Genomic DNA, 21,152 nt, shown 5'->3' on the forward strand with positions numbered 1-21,152 from the left:
CTCTTTTAAGATGTTCTGTTGTTTAGCTAATTTTTATATTTTGGGTACGAAGCTTGAGGTGTTTTCCAGATAGTGGAAGAACCACTGGATCACAACCCCGAATTCGGGCACCAGTCGGGACTCCTTCCACCAGGGGGTGTTGGGAGCGCCGGTAAAGGCATCCATGAAAAACAAAATCGCACTGACAATCAGTGCGCCGCGCAAGGCACCGAAACACAGACCCAGGAGTCTGTCGGTGCCCGATAAACCGGTTTTAGCCACCAGTTGCCCCAGGATGTAGTTCACCAGGGCACCGAGGATCAGGGTGGTCACAAAGAGAATAGCAATCGCCACGCCGTTACGAAGCATTTCGTCCTGCAACTGAGTCAGGTGAACGGCGAGATCTTCATAGAATTGGCTGGCGACAAAAAAGGCGGCAAACCACACCAGCAAAGACATGGCTTCTTTGGCGAAGCCGCGGATCAGACTGATAAGGGTAGACAGTCCGATAATAAAAATAATGGCGTAATCAATCCAAACCATGGAAGGTCGTTTTCCGGGTGGCTTTTCGAATCGGCGCGATTCTACCAGAGAGTGACGAGATTCTCACCCCCGTTACCGAAATAAATCCCACGGGGGCGATTGGCTCAGCGCTCCAGCGGATTGTAGGCAATGACCTTACCCTTGAGTTGAGTGAGCGCTTCCACCTCGGTTTTGAGGCGTTCAATTTTGGCCTGGGACACGTCAGGCCCAACAAACACCTTGGTAAGACTGCCATCAACGGGCTTGGTGGGCACTGTATAGGCTTTGAAGCCGGCACTGCGCAGTTTTTTCACCAGCGCATCCACATTACCGGCGTTGCTGAAGGCGCCGAGCTGCAAGGTCCAGGCGGCTTGCTGCGCCGCTTTGGGCTCGACTTTGGGCTGAGGCGTCACTGCTTTGGCAACCACAGGCTCCTCTTTGGGCTTGTCGCTTACCTTGGCTGTTTGAGCTGATGTTTGACCTTGTGTTTCGGCTTGAGGCACCTTGTCTTCCGCCGACTGAGACGCTGGCTTGTTGCCGGTCTCCATGGCCCCTTGCACCTCTGACGATTCGAGAACAGTGTCAGCATCCTGAGAAGAAAGCTCCAGACTGCCCAGCTCTTCCACCTTGAAGCTTTCCTCCGGTGTATTCATTACCTGAGTTTGGGGCCGTAACGGGATCTCGGCGAATTCTTCCTGCACCCGGTCTTTTTTGCCATCCAATAAGTCAGGCAAAAAAATCACTCCCAAGGCCACCATCACAACGGTGCCAACCAAACGGTTTTGAAACTGACTGGACAAAATGGCTTCCCTTTAAGCTAATGATTTAAATCCGGATACAGTGTAAAAAGAACCAAACACAATTACCACATCCCCCTCGCCTGCATCCTTCAGTATCGCCTCACGGGCTTCCTGCATACTGTCGAAAGTATTGGCCTGTGCACCCGGCGGTAACGCACTGGCAAGTTCATCAGCGCGGGTGCCACGCTCACCTTCCAGTGTCACCAGATACCAGACAGCCACCGCCGGGTGCATGATATTCAGCACTTCGCGGTAGTCTTTGTCTTTGAGCATGCCGCAGAGCGCGAGCACACGTTTACCCGGCCAGCGGACAAGCTCAGACTTTAGGAAGCGCGCCGCATGGGGGTTATGGGCCACATCGGCTATCACCAACGGCGATTGGCTGAGTTCCTCCAGCCGGCCGGCAAGGCGCGCTGTGGCAATACCCTCAACCAGAACATCGTCAGACAAGCTCAGACGTTCGCCAATGGCTTCGCAGGCGGCAATGACGGTGGCGGCATTGGGGAGCGGCAACTGTGGCAACGGCATCTTGGTGAGGCTACGCTGCTTACCCTGATAGGACCAGAATGCATCTTCACGCTGATACTGAAAATCCTGACCCACCCGATACAGCAAGGCACCACAGTGATTTGCCACCTCGGCTACCGTTGCAGGCATATCCGGCTCCCCAACAACAGCAGGCCGCCCAGCGCGGAAAATACCGGCCTTTTCCCGTCCCACTGATTCGCGGGTGTTGCCAAGATATGCCTGATGGTCGAGATCCACCGAGGTTACCACGGCAATATCGGCGTCCACCAGATTGGTGGCATCCAGGCGGCCACCGAGACCCACCTCTAAAATGGCCACATCCAATCTGGCCTGCTTAAACAGCAATAGCCCCGCCAGGGTGGCAAACTCAAAGAAGGTCAGCGAAATGTCTGCCCTCGCCGCTTCAATGCGCTCGAATGCGTGAATGATGTCGGCATCGGCAGCATCCACACCGTTGATACGGATACGTTCGTTGTAGTGAAGGATATGGGGCGAGCTGTATACCCCAACACGGTAACCGGCGCGGCGCAGAATGTTTTCCAGCATGGCACAGGTACTGCCCTTGCCGTTGGTGCCACCAACGGTGACAACCAGGGTGCCTTCGAGTGACTTGACCCCCAAGCGCTGCGCCACCTGAGTGACCCGAGTCAAGCCCATATCAATCTCGGTGGGGTGAATGGCAAGCAAGTAATCCAACCACTCGCCAAGGGGAGCGCCTGAGGCTGGGGGGATGGCATGTTCCTGAGTCATAAACTTATCCTTGCTCCACTGAATTGGGCGTTCAGTTGTTGTGGCTATCGCTCGTTCTTACTGTCACTTTCTTTTGAGTGAATGTCGCAGGAGCCTCAGTCTGGCATAAAAAGTGGCCCGAGGGACAGTTTGGGTAAGCCAAAACTGTCGGGATAGGTCACATCCACCAAATAAAGTCCGTGGGGTTTGGCTGTAGCCGCGGCCTGGGTTCGGTCTTTTGCATCAAGCAAGGTCGCCATCCAATCCAGCGGCTGATTGCCAAGACCGATTTCAAGCAGCGAGCCGACGATATTACGCACCATATGATGTAAGAAGGCATTGGCCTGAATATCCACCACTATGTACATGCCATGGCGACTTACGCTGACCTTGTGCACGTTGCGAAACGGCGTATTGGACTGGCAGCCAATGGCACGGAAACTGGTAAAGTCCCGCTCGCCCAAAAGCGCCTGTGCGGCATCATGCATCCGCTGGACATCAATATCACCGTGATAATGGCTCACGCCCTTGCGCAAAATACCGGGGCGGAAATTATGGTTGAAAATCACGTAACGATAACGGCGGGCGGTGGCAGAAAAACGGGCGTGGAAATCATCACTCACCGGCATGGCCCAGCGAACCGCAATCTCATCCGGCAGGTGTACATTCACTCCCAGCGTCCAGGCGCCTTCCTTTCTTACTGCGTTGGTATCGAAATGCACCACCTGACCGGTGGCGTGCACCCCCGCGTCGGTGCGACCTGCACATTGCACTTCTATGGGTTCGTTGGCCACAATGGAAAGCGCCCTCTCAAGCTCAGCCTGTACCGAGTTCACCTCAGCCTGACGCTGCCAGCCATAAAACTTGCTGCCGTCGTATTCAATCCCAAGAGCAATGCGCATTTTTAAATTTCCTGCCAGTCAAAATCGATAAAGCGCCGCGATATTACCACATTCGCAGTTCATCGAGGGCATAAAAAAACGGCGCTCGGGGCGCCGTTTTTATGATGTATAAGGCTGACTCAGCCTATGTCCTGCAATAAGTCGGCCGCTTCCTGTTTCTGCCGCTCATTACCGTCCATTTCCACTTCTTTGAGCAGGGCTTTGGCACTGTCTTTGTCGTCAATTTCGATGTAAGCACGGGCCAGGTCCAACTTGGCGTTAACCGAGTTTTCCTCGTCATCCACATCGACCATGGCAGTGTCACCAATCAGGCTTTCGACTTCACCTATGTCCATGTCCAGCTCGCGATAGGGTTCAGGCTCGGTATCATCGGCATCATTGAGCAGCTTATCGATATCGATAAAACCGTTCTCTTTCTGGAAATTACTGAGGTCTGCATCCATTTCCACCTTGGCCTGACGCTTGGATTTTTCGCTGGCGTCCAGTGCCGCCAGTGCTTCATCCACTGTCATGCTGTGGTCAGCATCCACATCCAGCACAAAGGCGTCGTCATCTGAGTCGTCATGTTCTGCGGCAAAGGCCGACAGGAGTTCATCATCACTCACGTCCAAAGAAGGCGTTTTGGCATCGGCCGGGGTGACACTCTCCCACTCCAGCATATTGCTGCTGGCAGCACCTTTTTTACCCTTAAGATCATCAAAGAAGCCGGAGTCTCTGGCCGATACAGCAACCGGATCGGCATCTGTTTGTCCCTTTTCAGACGCCTTGCCAGACTCTGACTTGGCCGCACTGACCGAGGCCGCCGTAGCAACCGCAGCCGCTGCAAGGGCCGCGTCTTCAAGTCCGTTCTCATCCTCTTTGTCGAAACCCGCGAGCAAAGAATCAAGATCTTCATCTTCATCGCTAAGAGGCAGCTCGTCACCAAGACCCGCTGTAATATCCTCAAGCGGCGCTTCTTCCTCCTTATCGAAGTCTGCAAGGAGGGCACTCAGATCCTCATCACTGCCTTCCTCAGCCAGGGAAATCTCAGTTTCCAGCACGTTGGCAAAGGCATCATCGGCCAGGCTGAGATTGTCTTGGGGCGCCAAGACCTCATCTGCCGCCTCTTCACGCCCATCCAAGTCTTTAGCGTCGCCTTCTGATGCAAAGCCTGCGAGCAGCGCATCAAGATCTTCTTCGGTGTCGGCTTCGGTTGCAATTTCACCTTCAAGCTCAGCGGCAATCGCATCAGACAGATCTGTGTCCAGGTCATCCGATGGTGACGTTATCGCTGCTTCCGGGATGTCATCACCCGCGGCAGGGGCATCAAAACCCGCCAACAGCGCATCCAAATCCTCATCGCTGCTGATGTCATCATTTACCGTCAATTCAGACTCGAGCTCGGCGGCGATGGCATCTGTTAAGTCTTCTTTATCTGCATCGGCGATGTCAGCGGTTTCATCAGCGGGAGCATTAAAGCCCGCCAGCAGCGCATCAAGGTCTTCATCACTGACGGTATCGCTAGTTTCAGCCAGTTCAGCCTCAAGCTCAGCTGCGATGGCATTGCTCAGTTCATCTTCTTCAGCCAAAGGTTCATCGGCAGAGATGCTTTCTTCCTCTGGCGCATCAAATCCGGCAAGCAGCGCATCCAAATCCTCATCGTCTTTTGCTGCCTTTGCTGGTTCTTCGGCGTCAAAACCTGCCATCAAGGCATCCAAATCGGCTTCAATCTCTGCGCCCTGCTCACCGTCTTCCTGCTCGCCCATGGCCTCGGCCCACAGGTCGTCAAGAGACTGGCCATCATCTGCAAAATCATCAACTTGCTCGACGAAGAGATCTTCAGACGCTTCTTCAGGTAAGGTTTCTGGCGCCAGATCCACATTGCCCATGTCCAGCAAAGAATCCAGAGATTCCTCTTCTTCTGCATCCAGGCGGATGGCCATTTCTTCTTCGTCGGCGGAGGCAGCCACAGCAGCGGCCCCCACGGCAGCAGCCGCTGGCAGTGATGCGTCGGCAGCTCTGGGCGTTTCGCCCACTTCGCCATCACCGGCAGCCCGGCGACGACGCAGGAACAGCCAAACGGCCATTAAAATCAGCAAGGCGGGCACTACAGCACCAAGTACCAGCATCAATGGGCTGTCCATCAGACTGCGCCACAGATCGCCGGGCTTATTGGCTTCAACCTCAGCCAGCGCCTGAGCCTGTTTCAGTGTCTTGTTTTCCGCCTTGAGCACATCTGACTCTTCGGTAATGGCTGCCAGATTCGCTTTCAGGGTTTGCACTTCTTCGGTGAGCTGCTCTACCTGAGTACTCAGTGATTCAACGTCGTTTTTGCGGACATTGAGCTCTTCGGTCAGTCGACTGATTTCTGCCGACAGGGCCTGATTTTCTTCAACCAGCTTGGGGTCTACCGCGGGTACGGGGGCAGGTTTGGTCTCAACCTTGGGTGTTTGGGCAACAACTTTGGGCTCTTCCGGTGCGACAGGCTTGGCACTGGCGGGCTTGGCTGCCGCCGGCTTGGGTTCTACCTTGCCGCTACGCCATGCCCTGTCTTGCTCCAGAGCCCTTTGCTGCGCCAGATTTTTGGGAATGGCCAGCATCACCTCTTTGGAGGGGATGAGCAGTATCATGCCTTTTTCGAGGGTATTGTAATTGGCGCCGCTGAAGGCATGGGGATTGGCATCGTAAATCGCCGCCATCACCTGATAGACACTGACACTGTTATCCGGACGCACTTTTTGGGCAATGCTCCAGAAAGTATCCTGCACAGTGGTTGGGCCATACTGACGAGACTGGGCTTCACGGCTTTGCCCGTCCGGACCGGTAATTTTGAGCGGCTCTGCAGCTCTGACTTCGGAGAACTGGGGAATGGTGGATACGGCCAGAACTGAAGCCAGGAAACCCACGAGATAGGAGGTACGAAAGTTCATCAATTAATCCCTTTCAAGCGCTCAAGGTACGCCCGATGACGACTTGCTTTAGGCAATTGTATTTATTGAGATTACTATAAACCAGATTTCCAAGCCCTGCTACTGTTCACAAATGTAAAACAAAAAAAGCCCGCTCATTGCGGGCTTTTTCAACAAAGTCAGCGACTTCGGTGTATTTTTACAGATAATCGCGGATCAGAATTTCACCAATTTGTACGCTGTTTAATGCGGCGCCTTTACGGATGTTATCCGACACCACCCACAGGTTAATCCCGTTGGGGTGAGAGATGTCGTTGCGCACGCGGCCTACGAAAACGGGATCCTGGCCGGCACCGTCGGTGACGGCGGTTGGGTAATCATCGTCGTCTTCAAAGAGCACCACACCGGGAGCATCACGCAGCAGCGCCTTCACGGTGTCGGCATCCACCGGGTCGCGGGTTTCAATGTGCACGGCTTCAGAGTGGCCATAAAACACAGGCACACGCACGGCGGTTGGGTTAACCAGAATGGAATCGTCGCCGAAGATCTTGCGGGTTTCCCACACCATCTTCATCTCTTCCTTGGTGTAACCATTGTCCTGGAATTTATCGATGTGTGGCAGCACGTTAAAGGCTATCTGCTTTGGATAAACACTCGGCTCGATCGGCAGTCCCTGGAGCAGCTTGGCACACTGTCCGGCCAGCTCTTCGATGGCCTTCTTGCCGGTGCCTGACACCGACTGATAGGTGCACACGTTGATGCGATCGATTCCGTAGGCATCATAAATGGGCTTCAGTGCCACCAACATCTGGATGGTCGAGCAGTTGGGGTTGGCAATGATGTTACGGTTACGGAAATCGGCAATGGCCTCTGGGTTTACTTCGGGTACAACCAGCGGGATATCCAGGTCATAGCGGAAGTGTGAGGTGTTGTCGATAACCACGCAGCCGTGCTCGGCGGCAATGGGTGCCCACTTGGCAGACACATCACCACCGGCTGAGAAGAAACCAATTTGAGCCTGTGACCAGTCAAAGGTTTCAACGTCAAGAATTTCCACCTGTTTACCGTTGAAGCTTACGGTTTCACCGGCGCTGCGGGCACTGGCCAGGGGGAACAGATTGGCAACGGGGAAATTGCGCTCTTCGAGGATCTCGATCATGGTCTGACCCACTGCGCCCGATGCACCCAAAACTACGACATTAAATTCCTGCGACATAATACTCAACCGACGTTAGAAAAACCCAAAAAGGACAACCAATTTACCTCAGATCCCTTAGCATTTTCCAGCTTGAGGGCGCTGAATTCACGTCTGTGACGGTGATTTTTTCTCATTTTGTCAAATCCGAGTCTGTCCGTTCCACTTTGGCGGAAACGCACATCATCATCCCGCAGATCGTATACCGCCCGGCAGAGGGTCAGGAGCGCTCTCTCATCGGCCACTTCATGCACATTTATCACGTCCAAAAAGAAGGATGGCAGCAGGCTGTCGAGCTTTTTGTCGGCGGCGATTCCCACTACCCGGCAAAGCGCTTCATAGAGCATAAAGGTGCCTCTGGCCTTACCTTCGAGGCTGTAGCCGGCAATGTGCGGCGTGGCAATATCCACCAGCGGCACCAGCGCCAACATGGGGCTGGGCTCCCCTTCCCATACATCCAGCACCAGTTTGATATCGTCGCGTTTTTGCTTTACGTCGATAAGCGCGCGATTGTCTATCACCTCGCCCCGGCAGCAATTGAGCAGCCAGGCATCGGGTTTAAGCGCTTCCAGCCTTTTCTGGTCGAACAAATACCAGGTGGGAAAGTCGCCCTCTTTGGTGATTGGCACATGCAGGCTTATCACATCCGCCCAGGCAATCAGCTCATCGAGGTCGAAAAATTGGCGACTGTCGCCTTGCTCGGCCAACAAAGGGTCACACAGCCGATACTCCACGCCATAGGCTTGAAGGCAACGCGCCGTGGCGGAACCTGTGTTTCCTGCGCCTATTATCGCGACTCTTTTATTTTTCAGTGGCTGCTGATAGCGCTGCGCCAGCTCCAGCATGGCGATAAAGGCATATTCACCAACGGCAGTGGCATTGCACCCGGGCGCATTACTAAAGGGTATCCCCCGGCTTGCCAAAAGGGCTTTGTCCACGTGGTCTGTCCCTATGGTGGCGCTGCCAACAAACTTAAGCTGTTGGTTTTGGGAAACCAGCGCTTCATTGACCTGGGTCACCGAGCGCACCAAGAGCACATCGGCATCGGCAACTTGTTCGGGTGTCAGCGTGCGACCATTGACGTATTCAATTTCCCCAAGCTCCCCGAAGAGTGAGTCCACATAGGGCATATTCTCATCCGCAATAATTTTCATCTCTGTCGGCTTTCCTTTTCTGGCGATTGGGGCGGATTGTAACAGACAATAAAAAAGGGAAGCCTGGCTTCCCTTTTGATTTTGCGAAAACTGTGGTCGCAAATGAAATTAACGTTGACGTTTAGCGGTACTTGCGCATCACCAGCGTGGCGTTGGTGCCGCCGAAACCGAAGCTGTTGCTCATCACTGTGGTGAGGTCAGCATCGCGGCAGTGGGTCACGATTGGCATGTCAGCAGCCTGAGGGTCAACGTTGTCAACGTTGGCAGAGGCGGCGATAAACCCATTTTCCATCATCAGCAGGCTGTAGATGGCCTCGTGCACACCGGCTGCGCCCAGGGCGTGGCCCGTCAGCGACTTGGTTGAGGCGATAGGTGGAACCTTGTCTTTAAAGACTTCGCGGATAGCTTCCAGCTCGCGCACATCGCCCACTGGGGTAGAAGTACCGTGGGTATTGATGTAGTCGATTGGTGTGTCCACATCGGTCAGTGCCATCTGCATACAGCGCATCGCGCCTTCACCGCTTGGGGCAACCATGTCGTAACCGTCTGAAGAGGCACCATAACCAATCACTTCGGCATAGATCTTGGCACCACGGGCCAGCGCATGCTCCAGCTCTTCAACAATCACGATACCGCCGCCACCGGAGATAACAAAACCGTCGCGGTCTGCATCATAGGTGCGTGAGGCTTTTTCAGGGGTTTCGTTGTACTTGGTAGACAGGGCGCCCATGGCGTCGAAGCCCATGGTCAGAGTCCAGTCCAGCTCTTCGGCACCACCGGCAAATACCATGTCCTGCTTACCCATTTGGATAAGCTCAGCAGCGTGGCCGATACAGTGGGCAGAGGTGGCACAGGCAGAGCTGATGGAGTAGTTAAAGCCTTTGATTTTGAATGGGGTCGCCAAACAAGCTGAGGCGGTAGAAGCCATGATACGAGGCACAATGTAAGGACCAACACGCTTCACACCCTTCTCACGCAGGGTGTCGGCCGCCTGTACCTGGTTGGAGGATGAGGCACCGCCAGTGCCCACTACCAGGCCCACGCGTGGGTTGGAATACTGCTCTTCGGTCAGGCCAGCATCGCTGATGGCTTCCTGCATGGCGAGGTAAGCATAGGCGGCTGCATCGCCCATGAAGCGCAGTGCTTTTCTGTCAATATGCTCAGCGGGATCCAGCTTGATATCGCCCCACACGTGGCTGCGAAGCTGCATCTCTTCAAACTGAGCGGAATGGGTAATACCGCTGCGTCCGGCCTTGAGTGATTCGGTCACTTCTTGTTTGTTGTTACCGATACTGGAAACGATGCCAATGCCGGTGATAACGACTCTTTTCATGTTTTACTATCCATTCCGTACTGGGAGTACCAATTTTAGTGCGCCAATAGTATCGCCTTTGGCGCTTTTAAGTGGTCAGCTTTCCATAAAGGGCGGTAAAATATTGCCAATTTCGCGACATTGAGTAAATTTTTTTAAGCCCATGCCCGAGTTTTTTGCCATCGATATGGCCTTGCCATCTTCACTGCCCCTGCCAGAAGGCCCCTGTGTTGTGCTGTTTGAAGCCCTTCCAGAGCCGCTGCTTTGGCAATGGCTGCTCGCTGCGGTGCGAACAAGCCAGCCAAATACTGGCAACCAAAGCAACGCCTCGAAGACCAGCATACAGCATACGGCTAAAAAGCCATTACAGATCATCATACTGCTAAAGAATGAGCCAGAGCTTCAGGCACTGGCCCATGATCCTGCTCACCCCCTGGCCACCTTTGCCATGGCCGCAAGCCATATTAAGGGCGGACAAAGGTTTCATATTGATGACAACACCTGGCTCGACTTTTACCTTTGCCAGCAAGACGTATCTGCCGCGCTCGCAGCGCTGCCATCAGCAAGCGTCGATGTGCTTATTAATCCCCAAGGGCCATTTGAACGTGCCGCTTTGCGACTTGTGCACCAGCACAGCATCCTGATTGGCGATACTGAGCCTTCCTTTTCGACAGCACCTTCAGCCAAAGCGCCTTTCAAGCCAAGAGACATCAGCATCCTCGGTGCCGGCGTGGCAGGGGCAAGCCTTGCGCTGTCGCTGCTTCGCCGCGGCCACAGGGTAACTCTCTACTGCGCCGACAGCGCCCCCGGCATGGGCGCCTCCGGTAATCGCCAGGGCGCCATTTATCCGCTTCTGACCCCGGAAGACGATCACCTGACCCGGCTGTTTGTGCCGGCATTTTTGTATGCCAAACGCTTTGTCGAGTCCCTCGCCCACCATCCCCTGCCCTTTGATTTTTGCGGCGTGCTGCAAACCGGTCATGATGAGCGCGCCGCCGAGCGCATCGAAAAACTTTTGGGTAAAACCTGGCCCCAAGAAGTGGCCGTCAGGGTCGATGCCGCTCGGGCAAATCACATCGCCGGACTGGCCATCGACAAGGGCGGCATTTACTACCCCCACGGCGGCTGGGTGTCACCGGCCAAACTCTGTGAAGCTGCGATTGCTGAAGCAAAGAAACTGGGGCTCGAGTGCCATTTCGATGTGAACATCACCGCGATTGAGCGCACTGACGAGCGCTGGCGCCTTCACACACAGGCAGGCGACATTGATGCCCGGGAACTGGTGCTGGCCACCGGCCACAGGGTAACGGAACTTACACAAACCCAGGCGCTGCAGCTCGCGCCCTTTCGCGGTCAGGTGAGCCATGTGCCGACCCAGGGCAAGCTTGGCGAGCTTAAAACCGTGCTTTGCGCCCATGGTTATTTCACGCCCGGCGACGAGAGCAGTGGCAGCCACTGCATGGGCGCAAGTTATGTGCGCGGCGATACTTCTGCCGAGTATCGCGAGCAGGAGCAGCAGGAAAACCTGCACAAGATGCAGGAAAGCTATCCCGGCAAAGACTGGGTGAATGATTTGGATATCAGCGGCCAAAGCGCCCGAGCGGGCGTTCGCATGGTGAGCCGCGATCACCTGCCTATGGCGGGCGCCGCGCCGGATGTGGCCGAAATTCAGCGCCAGTATCTGGCGGTCGGCCACGGGCCCAAGGGGGCCCGGTACTGGCAAAGCCACGACGCACCTGTGCATCCCGGTCTCTACATCTTCTCAGGCCTTGGCTCCCGGGGCTTATCCAGCGGCCCATTGATTGCCGAGTGCCTGGCTGACAGCCTCTCAGGTACAGTGCCTGTACTCGACAGCAGTGTGATGGAAGCCTTAAACCCCAATCGCATGTGGCTTAGAAAGCTCAAAAAGGGCAAGGCGCTGGACTGATCTTAAGTGAGGTGAAGAGAAATGCGGTAATGGGGGCTGAGAAACCGTTACTTTAGAAAAGCAAAAAGGCAGGGTTAACCTGCCTTTTTCGTACTCGATGCCTTGCGACTTCGTATTCGATGCCTTGCGACTTTAGGAGTTAAAACTGGCCGCGCAGCTGAGCCCAGGCAGCTTCCACCAGCGCATAGTCGGCGTCGGACAGCTCCTCACGGGCAGTCTCGAGGCACTTTTCCATCTTGCTGTCCAGAAGCGCATTATCGATGCAGCCTTCGGTTTCAAGTTCGGCCAATGCCACAGCAAAATGCCCCTGCAGATAGCCGCTGGCGAACAGGGCGTCATCGTCGCCACTCGCTACAATGCCCTCAATCCAGTTATCCAGGGCGGTGTCGTATTTCTCAAACATCTGTTACTCCGTCGGATTTGCGACCTGATACATCACATAGTCGCGGTAGCCTGTCACTACCCGATAATAGCCAGTCAAGGCCTGGTCCAGCTCTGGGTCGCCACTATCCACGATAAGCGGCCGCCCTTCAAGGGCTTTAAGCTTGGTTTTGGTGGCAACAATCAAAATATTTTCTTTGCCTACCCGGCGAATAAGCGCCGGCGACAGCTGCTGATTACCACGGCCAAGGATATGCCCCTGGCCACCAATCAGGGTGATAACCAGTTTAAGTCGCTGATTTTCAGTCTGCTGCAGCAGTTGCTGGGCCGTCAGATCCGAGGCGACAAGCGCACGGTCCTGTACCAAATCCACCCCAAGCAGGGTGTTATCGAGACCAAGCTCCTCCATCACGGCCGCCACTGTACTGCCGGACCCCATGATGTAAAGGCTGTCGTCCATCTCTGAAACGATTTCGGCGGCGATATCGGCAAGCACCAGCTCATCGACTTCCTTGCCGCCCATCTTCACCGCCTGCACATAGCGGGGCTCGGCCGGTACCAACATTTCGCCGAAACGGCGGGCCCGCACCCTGCCCTGACGAAAGGCCTCTTCGTCGATGTCCATTACATCGGCGTTCATCAGTGACACCAGCTCGCCCTGCATCAGCATCTTGAGCACCAGACCCGATGCTTTGGGGGTAATACCGTAGACCCCTGAATGGATTTTCACCCCGGCTGGCACTCCGAGCACCACCTGCTGCTCATCGACTTCGGCAAACACATCCCGGGCGGTGCCGTCACCACCGGCAAAGAGCAGTAAATCCAGCGTCTCGCCGGCAAGCGCCTTCACCGCCTCACGGGTATCCTCGGCGGTAGTCTGTGCACCCTTGGGGATATAATGCACCTGCACTTCAAAGCCGAGCTCGCGGCAAAGGTCTTCACCCATGGAGCCTGCGGCGGTGTGGACGATAAAACGCGCTTTATAGGGCAATACCTGCTCAAGAGCAGCGCGCATCCGCAAATGTGCCTTGGGCTCAGCCCCCCGGGCCAGCGCTTCTTCGGCCACGCCGTCACTGCCTTTAAGGGCAACGCTGCCGCCAAGGCCCGCAAGCGGGTTAATAATCAGGCCCAATCTGAACTTATTGGCCATGGTTTTCCTCTTTCTTAGGGTACTTCTTGTTCTGATGTCGCTTTTGTTCTGACGTCAATTTTATTCTGATTTCGTTTGTATTCTGTTCTGGCTTTGCTTGCCGTTAAACCGCCGCAGCTTCTACTCTGCGCCCCGGCAGCGGCAGTACCAGCAGCGCCGCCACAAAGGCAAAGCCTGCAGCCAGCACCCAGCACAGGCTTGGGTTGTGGCTATAGACCAAACCACAAACCCAGGTGCCAAGCGCGCCGCCCACACCAAAACTGAGGCTGGCATAGAGTGCCTGACCCGTGCTGCGACGGCTCACATCAAACTGCTGGTGAATAAACTGAATGGAGGCCGCATGCACCAGGCCGAAAGTAAAGGCATGCAAAAGCTGGCTCAGGGATAGCCAGAACAGGCTCTCCACGCCCCATGCCATCATCAACCATCGAAATGCCGTGAATAAAATACTGATAAAGAGCAGCGGCTTGATGCCGTATTTACCCAAAAGCCTTGGCGCCAGCATGAACATAATGATTTCGGCAATCACCCCAAGGGCGACAAAGAGCCCCGCAGTCGCCTCGCTGTAGCCAGCATCTTTCAGATACAGCACAAAAAAGCCGTAGAAGGGCCCAGCGCTCATTTGCAGCAAAATGGCCGACAGTAAAAACCAGCCAATAGGTCCGGCATACTTGATAGTCACTTTGGGCGCATCACGGTTTACTTTCACCCTATTGGCAGGCAGTGGCAGACAAGCCGCCAGCATACCGGCAAAGAGGCCCATACCGATGTAAGGCAGCACTTCCGGGCCCCATTGACCGATGGCAAACCCTGTCGCTACCACCAGCACAATGTAACCCAGGCTGCCAAAGCTTCTGATAATGCCGTAACGCTGGGGTTTATCACCAAGGGTCTCGAGGGTTATTACCTCAAGCTGCGCCAAAATCGCGTTCCAAAAGAAGGTGTATACGGTAAGGCTGACCACCATGTACCAGAAGGCGCCCGGGTGGAAAAAGCTTAAGTAAGTGAGCGCACCCGCGCCGGCGCCGATTTTAATCAGCTCGCTGCGCATACCGGTTTTGTCGGCGACCATGGCCCACAGGTTGGGCGCTATGATGCGGGTGGCCATTAATATGGCAAGCAGGGAACCGATTTCGGTGGCGTTAAAGCCGCGGGATTCGAAGAAGACGCCAAGGTAAGGCACCATGACGCCGAGTATCGCAAAGAAGAAGAAATAACAGGCGCCGAGCCAGCGTAGCTGAACCTCGGCGCTCATGGGTGCTGTCTTGAACACGGTTTTCCTTAAGAGCGCATCCCCAGCACAGGGGTTTGGCTGTGCACATTCTGGTTTTGAGCACGGTGTCTGAGCAGATGATCCATCAATACAATCGCCAGCATCGCCTCGGCAATGGGCACGGCGCGAATGCCCACGCAAGGGTCGTGGCGGCCCTTGGTGATCACCTCAGCGGTATTGCCCTGCACTGTCATGCTCTCGCCGGGAATGCTGATACTGGACGTTGGCTTAAGCGCCATATGGGCCACAATCGGCTGGCCTGATGAAATGCCGCCAAGCACGCCGCCGGCATGGTTACTGGCAAAGCCTTCCGGTGACATCAGATCCCGATGCTCGGAGCCCTTTTGGGTTACGACTGCGAAACCATCACCGATTTCCACGCCCTTAACGGCATTGATGCCCATCAGCGCGTGGGCAATATCGGCGTCGAGGCGGTCAAACACAGGCTCGCCCAGGCCCACAGGCACATTGGTGGCAATCACGCTGACCTTGGCGCCAATGGAATCGCCGGATTTTTTAAGCTCGCGCATATACTCATCCAGTGCCTCAAGCTTGCTGGCATCGGGGAAGAAAAACGCGTTTTGCTCAATCTGCTCGCGGTCGATTTGCTCGGCCTCAATGGGGCCAAGTTGGGACAGGAAGCCGTAGATCTCAATGCCATGAACAGCCTTGAGGTACTTTTTGGCGACGGCGCCTGCGGCAACCCGCATGGCGGTTTCACGGGCAGAGGAACGGCCGCCACCGCGGTAATCCCGCAGGCCGTATTTCTGCTGATAGGTGTAATCGGCGTGGCCCGGACGGAACAAATCTTTGATATTGCTGTAGTCCTGGCTGCGCTGGTCGGTGTTTTCGATAATCAGACCAATGGAGGTACCTGTGGTCTTGCCTTCAAAGACACCCGACAGGATACGCACTTCGTCCGGCTCGCGGCGCGCTGTGGTATAGCGGGACGTACCCGGACGGCGACGGTCAAGATCATGCTGCATATCAGCTTCGGTAAGCTCGAGGCCCGGAGGGCAACCATCGATAATGCAACCGAGTGCAACCCCGTGGCTTTCGCCAAAGGTAGTAACCACGAAATTCTGACCTATGCTGTTCCCCGACATCCGCGCGCGTATCCTCTTGTCTGTTTAATGTGTAACCTCAGCGGCTTGCCCCGGCGCTTCCGGGGCTGCCCCATTATTCCCTATCTTTGTAGATGGCGAACAGTGATTCATTTTCAACTAGCTGGTCGCGGGTGAGTACGAATACCCCATCGCCACCACGCTCGAAGCTCACCCAGGTAAAGGGCACTTCGGGGAACTGCTCCATCAGGTGTACCATGGAGTTGCCCACCTCCACCACCAGGATGCCAGACGGCGTCAGATAGTCGGCAGCGTTGGCCAGAATGCGCTTGGTGATGTCCAGGCCATCACGACCGGAGGCCAGACCAATAGCAGGCTCATGGTGGTACTCGTCCGGCATATCGCCGATGTCTTCTTCATCCACATAGGGCGGGTTGGACACAATCAAATCGTACTGCGGCCCCTTGGGAATAGCCGAGAAGAGATCGGATTGCATTGGGAACACCCGTTCTACCAGACCATGGGACTCCACGTTAATCTGGGCGACATCCAGCGCATCTTCACTGATGTCCAGCGCGTCCACTTCGGCTTCTTCAAAGGTGTGGGCACAGGCGATGGCGATACAGCCGCTGCCGGTGCACAAATCCAGTACACGGTTCACATGCTTGTTGTAGAGCCATGGACCAAAGCGGTCTTCTATCATTTCTGCAATGGGAGAGCGCGGAACCAGCACCCTTTCATCCACGTAAAATTCAAGACCGGCAAAGAAAGCGCGGTTGGTCAGATATGGCACCGGCAGGCGTTCACGCACCCGGCGGATAATGAGCTCAACAATTTTGTGTTTTTCACTGCTGGTGAGGTTGGCATTGATAACTTCACGGCCCAGGTCGTCTGGCAGGTGCAAGGCATGGAATACCAGCGCGACTGCCTCGTCCCAGGCGTTGTCGGTACCATGGCCGTAATACACCTTGGCGTCGTTAAAACGGCTTACAGCCCAACGCAGCATATCGCCAATGGTGCGAAGCTCGGTAACGGCTTCATCAACAAATATCTTATCCAAAACAAGCTCCCGCTCTGAGGTTTGCGGGCATTGTAACTGAACTCTGTTCTCTTGGCACAGGATTCAATAAAATAGCCCCATGACTAAGATTATCTCCCATGAAGGCCTGGAAGATTTTCAGGCGCTGGTCGATGGCATTCGCCCTCTGACCCAGGATAAACAACATTTTGGCACGCCGCTGAAAACCAAGGCCGAGCTCACTGAGCAGGCGCCACAGCTCGCGGCCAATCATTATTTTTCCGATACCTTTCAGCCGTTGCTGCCGGTAGATGGCCCCATGCGCTGGCGAGCCGACCATGCGGATAATCTGGTGCTCAAGCGCCTGCGCCGCGGTGACTATGTGCCGGATCTGATTTTGGATGTGCATGGCATGCGTCAGACCGAAGCCAAACTGGAACTCGCTGCCCTGATTGAAGCGGCCATACGCGAGCAGTGCCAGTGTGTCAGTGTGATGCACGGCTATGGCACTGGGGTGCTGAAACAACAGATCCCCCTGTGGCTTGTCCAGCATCCCAAGGTGCTGGGCTTTCATCAGGCGCCCAAAGAATGGGGCGGCGACGCCGCTCTGCTGGTGCTGATTGACTTGGGCGACCAACCCCATCGGCGGTAACGGACACGTTTTGCTGAAACGCTTTGCTGAAAGTATGTAGCCCAATCGAAGGATTGCCTTGCCCAAAACAAACAAGCAGCCAAATGGGCTGCTTGTTTGTTTCTCGGTAAAATCTGGCCGTCAGAGCTCGCCGTCTGAGATTGAGGCGCTATTTCAGCTGATGGTGTGGGGATTGTGCATCCACACCTGATGGCATTGTTCGGCGTGTTTATCCAACAGGCAAACGCCTGATGTGGCAAACAGCGGCGGCTCTGTACCGGCCACCAACTCGCTCACCAGATACCCCAGCAAAGGCATGTGGGAAATCACCAGCACCTTATCCGCCTTGTATTGCTCGGCATAGGCAAGGATGAGGCTCGCCGCCGTGGCCGGATCGGCTGATGGCACCAAATCATCCGCTGTGACCCACTTGCGCGGCTCGGGGAAATGGGTCGCCACTTCCTGCCAGGTCTGCTGTGCTCTCAAATAAGGGCTGACCAACACCAAATCAAAATCGGTAACAAGACGATTTAAAAAGTTACTCATGAGCCGGGTATGATAACGTCCGGTATCGGTAAGGGTACGGTCTCTGTCGGATTGGGCCTGATAACCCGCCTCACCGTGCCTCATCAAAAATAGCTGCATACTTCTTTTGCCGCCTCTATTGTTATTTCGCGCCAATTGTAGCCCGAATTGATACTGGGACAAACTGAAAAAGCGTTAATCTTTAGTCGACAGTCCCACGGATTGTTTGCCAAAAACCTGTCTGCCTATCAATATATAACGAACCCTTGCCGACGGAGACTTGCCTTGCCAGTCAACCAGTTCCCTCTCACCAGTCCCAATGATCACCGTCAATACCAATATCTGGTTCTCGACAATGCGCTGAGGGTACTGCTGGTTTCGGATCCACAGGCAAGTCAGGCGGCGGCATCCATGGCCGTGAATGTCGGTCACTTTGACGATCCTGCACCGCGTCTCGGTATGGCGCACTTTTTAGAGCACATGCTGTTTCTGGGCACCGAAAAATACCCGGACCCGGCCGAGTACCATGCCTTTATTAATCAGCATGGCGGCAGCAACAATGCCTGGACCGGCACTGAGCACACTAATTTTTTCTATACCATCAATGCCGACGTGTTTGATGAGTCCCTGGACAGGTTCAGCCAATTTTTTATCGCCCCCGCGTTTAACCGCGAACTGGTTGATAGGGAACGGCAAGCCATTGAATCTGAATACAGTCTTAAACTCAAAGATGATGTTCGCCGTATGTACCAGGTGCATAAGGAAACGGTAAATCCGGCTCATCCCTTCTCTAAATTTTCCGTCGGAAATCTTGATACCCTTGGCGGGGATCAGGATGAGCTACGTGAAGAGCTGTTGCAGTTTTACCAAACTCACTACAGCGCCAACCTGATGACCTTATGCCTGGTTTCACCTGAGTCACTGGTGTCACTCGAAGCCATGGCACAAAAGTATTTCAGCGCAATCAAAAATTCAGCGCTTAAAAAACACTACCCCGATGTTCCGCTATATACCAACGCCGAGCTCGGCACCTGGGTTCAGGCCATTCCGCTCAAGGAACAAAAACGCCTGACGTTGACCTTCCCACTGCCGGGTATCGATAGGTTTTACCGCCATAAACCCCTGACCTTTTTAAGTCATCTTTTGGGTAATGAAAGCGAAGGCAGCCTGCAGGCACTGTTAAAAGAGAAAGGCTGGGTAAATCAACTCTCTGCTGGGGGCGGTGTGAATGGTTACAACTTCAAAGATTACAATATCAGCTTCCAGCTGACTGACAGGGGCCTTGGCAAACTGGACGATATTATTCGCCTGACCTTTGAATACCTGGAGATGATCAAGGCTCAAGGGTTGGATGAATGGCGTTACCGCGAACGAGCAAACCTGCTCAGACTGGCATTTCGTTATCAGGAACAAATCAAGGCCATTGATTTGGCGAGCCACTTGTCCATCAACATGCATCACTATTGCGTTGAAGATTTGATTTTCGGTGACTATCGCATGGATGGGCTGAACATTGACGAGTGCCAGTCGCTGCTGTCACAGATGTCGCTGAATAACCTTCGTGTCCAATTGGTCTGCCAGGAAATCGATACCAACCGGCAAGCCAATTGGTATCACACACCCTATTTATGCCGGCCACTGCAAGAGCAAGAGCTTAGCCGCTGGCGCCCCAAAGGGGATACCAATGGACTTAAGCTGCCTGAACCAAACCCCTTTATCGTTGAAGATGCACAGGCTCGGCCAGACAAAAGCCTCTCACCAGTTCCCACCGTGGTTGCCGAGGCCAATGGTTACAGGCTGTGGCATAAAAAGGACGACGAGTTTAATGTCCCCAAAGGGCATCTGTTTTTGTCACTCGATTCAGAGCAAGCCAGCCAGGATCCCCGCCACGCAGCCCTTACCCGCCTCTATGTAGAAATGCTGCTGGACTACCTCACTGAACACACCTACCCCGCAGAAGTCGCCGGCCTCAATTACAACATCTATCCCCATCAAGGCGGCTTGACACTGCACTTAAGCGGTTTTACCGGCAATCAGGAGACCTTACTCTCGCTGCTTATCAGTAAAGCCAGAGAACGTAATTTCACGCAGGAACGTTTTAGTGTCATTAAACGGCAGCTCCTTCGCAGTTGGTACAACGCAGCCCAGGCAAAGCCCATTTCTCAGCTGTTTACCAGCCTGACAGTGACTCTGCAGCGCCGCTCCTATGAGCCACTTCGTATGGCAGAAATGCTGGAAGAATGCACTCTGGAAGATTTGCACGAACATGTTCGGGCATTTTACGAGAAAATCTACCTCGAAGGACTGGTATATGGCGACTGGCTTACTGAGGAAGCCCAAACACTTGCGCACAGATTGAGTCATATTCTGTCGCTGGTTTCCACACCGAGTGGTGAATCAGCCAGGGAGCTTGTCAACCTCACAGGCAAAGGCACCATGCTCCGAGAGCTCAATATCAGCCATCAGGATAGCGCCATTATTGTCTACTACCAGTCACCAAGCGCAACACCTGAAAAAATGGCGCTTTTCGCGCTAATGAACCATACAATGTCGTCCACCTTTTTCCATGAGCTGAGAACCGAGCAACAGCTTGGATATATGGTCGGCACCGGCTATTTGCCGCTTAACCGCCATCCCGGAATGATTTTTTACATCCAGTCACCATCCGCCGGACCTTTACAACTGCTGGAAGCCATAGACGAGTTCATTGCCGACTTCAGCTACGCGGTAATGCAAATCACCAAAGAGCAGTGGGAGTCCACCAAAATGGGGCTCATCAATCAAGTCATGGAACACGATGCCAACCTTAAAACCCGAGGGCAACGCTATTGGGCGAGCATCGGAAACAAGGACTATGGCTTTAATCAACGGGAATTGGTGGTGGCTGAAATCGAAAAGCTGACCCGTGCCGACTTGATTAAATTCATGATGCAGCGGATGCGCACCAAGCACTGCGATCGATTGGTACTGTTCAGCACAGGTGAACAACACAGGCACCTGCAAGCCTTAACCTCAGACAAGATGATCACGGATTTACGGACATTTAAGCTGCACTCGGACAAATTTCACCTTTAAAAGGAGTGCGCTTTATAAGTCTGAACCGTCAATACTGAACTAAGTCACTGATGAGCCGACAGTGCACTAACCAGGAAACTACCAGCCCAAAGCCTGTGG

At 54.4% G+C, this 21,152-nt stretch carries 16 protein-coding genes and 1 pseudogene; 3 read left to right on the plus strand and 14 right to left on the minus strand.

Going from position 1 to position 21,152, the window contains the following annotated elements:
- Positions 1–33: 33 nt before the first annotated feature.
- The 8 genes from JQC75_RS11005 to fabB form a co-directional block, all read right to left on the minus strand.
- Entirely contained in the window at positions 34–522 is a 489-nt protein-coding gene (locus JQC75_RS11005; protein WP_011760260.1) for a CvpA family protein, read from the minus strand.
- 104 nt (positions 523–626) lie between these two features.
- On the minus strand, positions 627–1,301 hold the full coding sequence (gene dedD / locus JQC75_RS11010) for a cell division protein DedD (protein ID WP_203324151.1): 675 nt from the start codon (positions 1,299–1,301) through the stop codon (positions 627–629).
- Between the two features lie 12 nt (positions 1,302–1,313).
- Positions 1,314–2,579, minus strand: coding sequence for a bifunctional tetrahydrofolate synthase/dihydrofolate synthase (gene folC, locus JQC75_RS11015; RefSeq protein WP_203324152.1), 1,266 nt, complete (start codon positions 2,577–2,579; stop codon positions 1,314–1,316).
- A 95-nt stretch (positions 2,580–2,674) separates the two neighbouring features.
- Positions 2,675–3,460 (minus strand): tRNA pseudouridine(38-40) synthase TruA, encoded by a 786-nt coding sequence (truA, locus tag JQC75_RS11020; protein WP_203324153.1) that lies wholly within the window; start codon positions 3,458–3,460, stop codon positions 2,675–2,677.
- 119 nt (positions 3,461–3,579) lie between these two features.
- On the minus strand, positions 3,580–6,369 hold the full coding sequence (locus JQC75_RS11025; protein WP_203324154.1) for a FimV/HubP family polar landmark protein: 2,790 nt from the start codon (positions 6,367–6,369) through the stop codon (positions 3,580–3,582).
- A gap of 178 nt (positions 6,370–6,547) precedes the next feature.
- The gene (locus JQC75_RS11030; RefSeq protein WP_203324155.1) at positions 6,548–7,564 is read right to left on the minus strand and encodes an aspartate-semialdehyde dehydrogenase; all 1,017 of its coding nucleotides are present in this window, start codon (positions 7,562–7,564) and stop codon (positions 6,548–6,550) included.
- A 5-nt stretch (positions 7,565–7,569) separates the two neighbouring features.
- Complete coding sequence (locus tag JQC75_RS11035; protein WP_203324156.1) at positions 7,570–8,697, minus strand: 4-phosphoerythronate dehydrogenase; 1,128 nt, start codon at positions 8,695–8,697, stop codon at positions 7,570–7,572.
- 121 nt (positions 8,698–8,818) lie between these two features.
- Positions 8,819–10,030, minus strand: a complete 1,212-nt coding sequence (gene fabB, locus JQC75_RS11040) for a beta-ketoacyl-ACP synthase I (RefSeq protein WP_203324157.1) — start codon at positions 10,028–10,030, stop codon at positions 8,819–8,821.
- Between the two features lie 697 nt (positions 10,031–10,727).
- Here fabB and mnmC1 point away from each other — a divergent pair.
- Positions 10,728–11,936, plus strand: a pseudogene (gene mnmC1, locus JQC75_RS11045) (FAD-dependent 5-carboxymethylaminomethyl-2-thiouridine(34) oxidoreductase MnmC1); the annotation flags it as partial.
- A 139-nt stretch (positions 11,937–12,075) separates the two neighbouring features.
- On the opposite strand, the gene JQC75_RS11050 reads toward mnmC1, so the two are convergent.
- From JQC75_RS11050 to prmB, 5 genes are all read right to left on the minus strand, one after another.
- Positions 12,076–12,339: a YfcL family protein gene (locus JQC75_RS11050; protein ID WP_203324159.1), complete on the minus strand. Its 264-nt coding sequence runs from the start codon at positions 12,337–12,339 to the stop codon at positions 12,076–12,078.
- 3 nt (positions 12,340–12,342) lie between these two features.
- Positions 12,343–13,467 carry an ATP-NAD kinase family protein gene (locus JQC75_RS11055; RefSeq protein ID WP_203324160.1) on the minus strand — a complete coding sequence of 375 codons (1,125 nt, stop codon included), beginning with the start codon at positions 13,465–13,467 and terminating at the stop codon, positions 12,343–12,345.
- A gap of 103 nt (positions 13,468–13,570) precedes the next feature.
- Positions 13,571–14,722: an MFS transporter gene (locus JQC75_RS11060; protein ID WP_203327203.1), complete on the minus strand. Its 1,152-nt coding sequence runs from the start codon at positions 14,720–14,722 to the stop codon at positions 13,571–13,573.
- 26 nt (positions 14,723–14,748) lie between these two features.
- On the minus strand, positions 14,749–15,846 hold the full coding sequence (aroC, locus tag JQC75_RS11065) for a chorismate synthase (RefSeq protein ID WP_203324161.1): 1,098 nt from the start codon (positions 15,844–15,846) through the stop codon (positions 14,749–14,751).
- A gap of 73 nt (positions 15,847–15,919) precedes the next feature.
- On the minus strand, positions 15,920–16,864 hold the full coding sequence (prmB, locus tag JQC75_RS11070) for a 50S ribosomal protein L3 N(5)-glutamine methyltransferase (RefSeq protein WP_203324162.1): 945 nt from the start codon (positions 16,862–16,864) through the stop codon (positions 15,920–15,922).
- A 79-nt stretch (positions 16,865–16,943) separates the two neighbouring features.
- Between prmB and smrB the strand changes: the two genes are divergently transcribed.
- Positions 16,944–17,474, plus strand: coding sequence for an endonuclease SmrB (gene smrB / locus JQC75_RS11075; protein ID WP_203324163.1), 531 nt, complete (start codon positions 16,944–16,946; stop codon positions 17,472–17,474).
- Between the two features lie 153 nt (positions 17,475–17,627).
- Here smrB and sixA read toward each other — a convergent pair whose 3' ends face one another.
- A complete protein-coding gene (gene sixA, locus JQC75_RS11080) occupies positions 17,628–18,098 on the minus strand; it encodes a phosphohistidine phosphatase SixA (RefSeq protein ID WP_203324164.1) in 471 nt (156 codons plus the stop codon).
- A gap of 165 nt (positions 18,099–18,263) precedes the next feature.
- Between sixA and JQC75_RS11085 the strand changes: the two genes are divergently transcribed.
- Positions 18,264–21,053, plus strand: coding sequence for an insulinase family protein (locus JQC75_RS11085; RefSeq protein WP_203324165.1), 2,790 nt, complete (start codon positions 18,264–18,266; stop codon positions 21,051–21,053).
- The last annotated feature ends 99 nt before the right edge of the window (positions 21,054–21,152 follow it).

Source organism: Shewanella litorisediminis (assembly GCF_016834455.1).
Classification (GTDB): Bacteria; Pseudomonadota; Gammaproteobacteria; order Enterobacterales; family Shewanellaceae; genus Shewanella; species Shewanella litorisediminis.

What these genes read in the sequence shown, in the direction of transcription:
- JQC75_RS11005 (WP_011760260.1), bottom strand. Translation starts at nt 522, where the DNA reads ATGGTTTGGATTGATTACGCCATTATTTTTATTATCGGACTGTCTACC.
- folC (WP_203324152.1), bottom strand. Translation starts at nt 2,579, where the DNA reads ATGACTCAGGAACATGCCATCCCCCCAGCCTCAGGCGCTCCCCTTGGC.
- truA (WP_203324153.1), bottom strand. Translation starts at nt 3,460, where the DNA reads ATGCGCATTGCTCTTGGGATTGAATACGACGGCAGCAAGTTTTATGGC.
- JQC75_RS11025 (WP_203324154.1), bottom strand. Translation starts at nt 6,369, where the DNA reads ATGAACTTTCGTACCTCCTATCTCGTGGGTTTCCTGGCTTCAGTTCTG.
- JQC75_RS11030 (WP_203324155.1), bottom strand. Translation starts at nt 7,564, where the DNA reads ATGTCGCAGGAATTTAATGTCGTAGTTTTGGGTGCATCGGGCGCAGTG.
- JQC75_RS11035 (WP_203324156.1), bottom strand. Translation starts at nt 8,697, where the DNA reads ATGAAAATTATTGCGGATGAGAATATGCCCTATGTGGACTCACTCTTC.
- fabB (WP_203324157.1), bottom strand. Translation starts at nt 10,030, where the DNA reads ATGAAAAGAGTCGTTATCACCGGCATTGGCATCGTTTCCAGTATCGGT.
- JQC75_RS11050 (WP_203324159.1), bottom strand. Translation starts at nt 12,339, where the DNA reads ATGTTTGAGAAATACGACACCGCCCTGGATAACTGGATTGAGGGCATT.
- JQC75_RS11055 (WP_203324160.1), bottom strand. Translation starts at nt 13,467, where the DNA reads ATGGCCAATAAGTTCAGATTGGGCCTGATTATTAACCCGCTTGCGGGC.
- JQC75_RS11060 (WP_203327203.1), bottom strand. Translation starts at nt 14,722, where the DNA reads ATGAGCGCCGAGGTTCAGCTACGCTGGCTCGGCGCCTGTTATTTCTTC.
- aroC (WP_203324161.1), bottom strand. Translation starts at nt 15,846, where the DNA reads ATGTCGGGGAACAGCATAGGTCAGAATTTCGTGGTTACTACCTTTGGC.
- smrB (WP_203324163.1), top strand. Translation starts at nt 16,944, where the DNA reads ATGACTAAGATTATCTCCCATGAAGGCCTGGAAGATTTTCAGGCGCTG.
- sixA (WP_203324164.1), bottom strand. Translation starts at nt 18,098, where the DNA reads ATGCAGCTATTTTTGATGAGGCACGGTGAGGCGGGTTATCAGGCCCAA.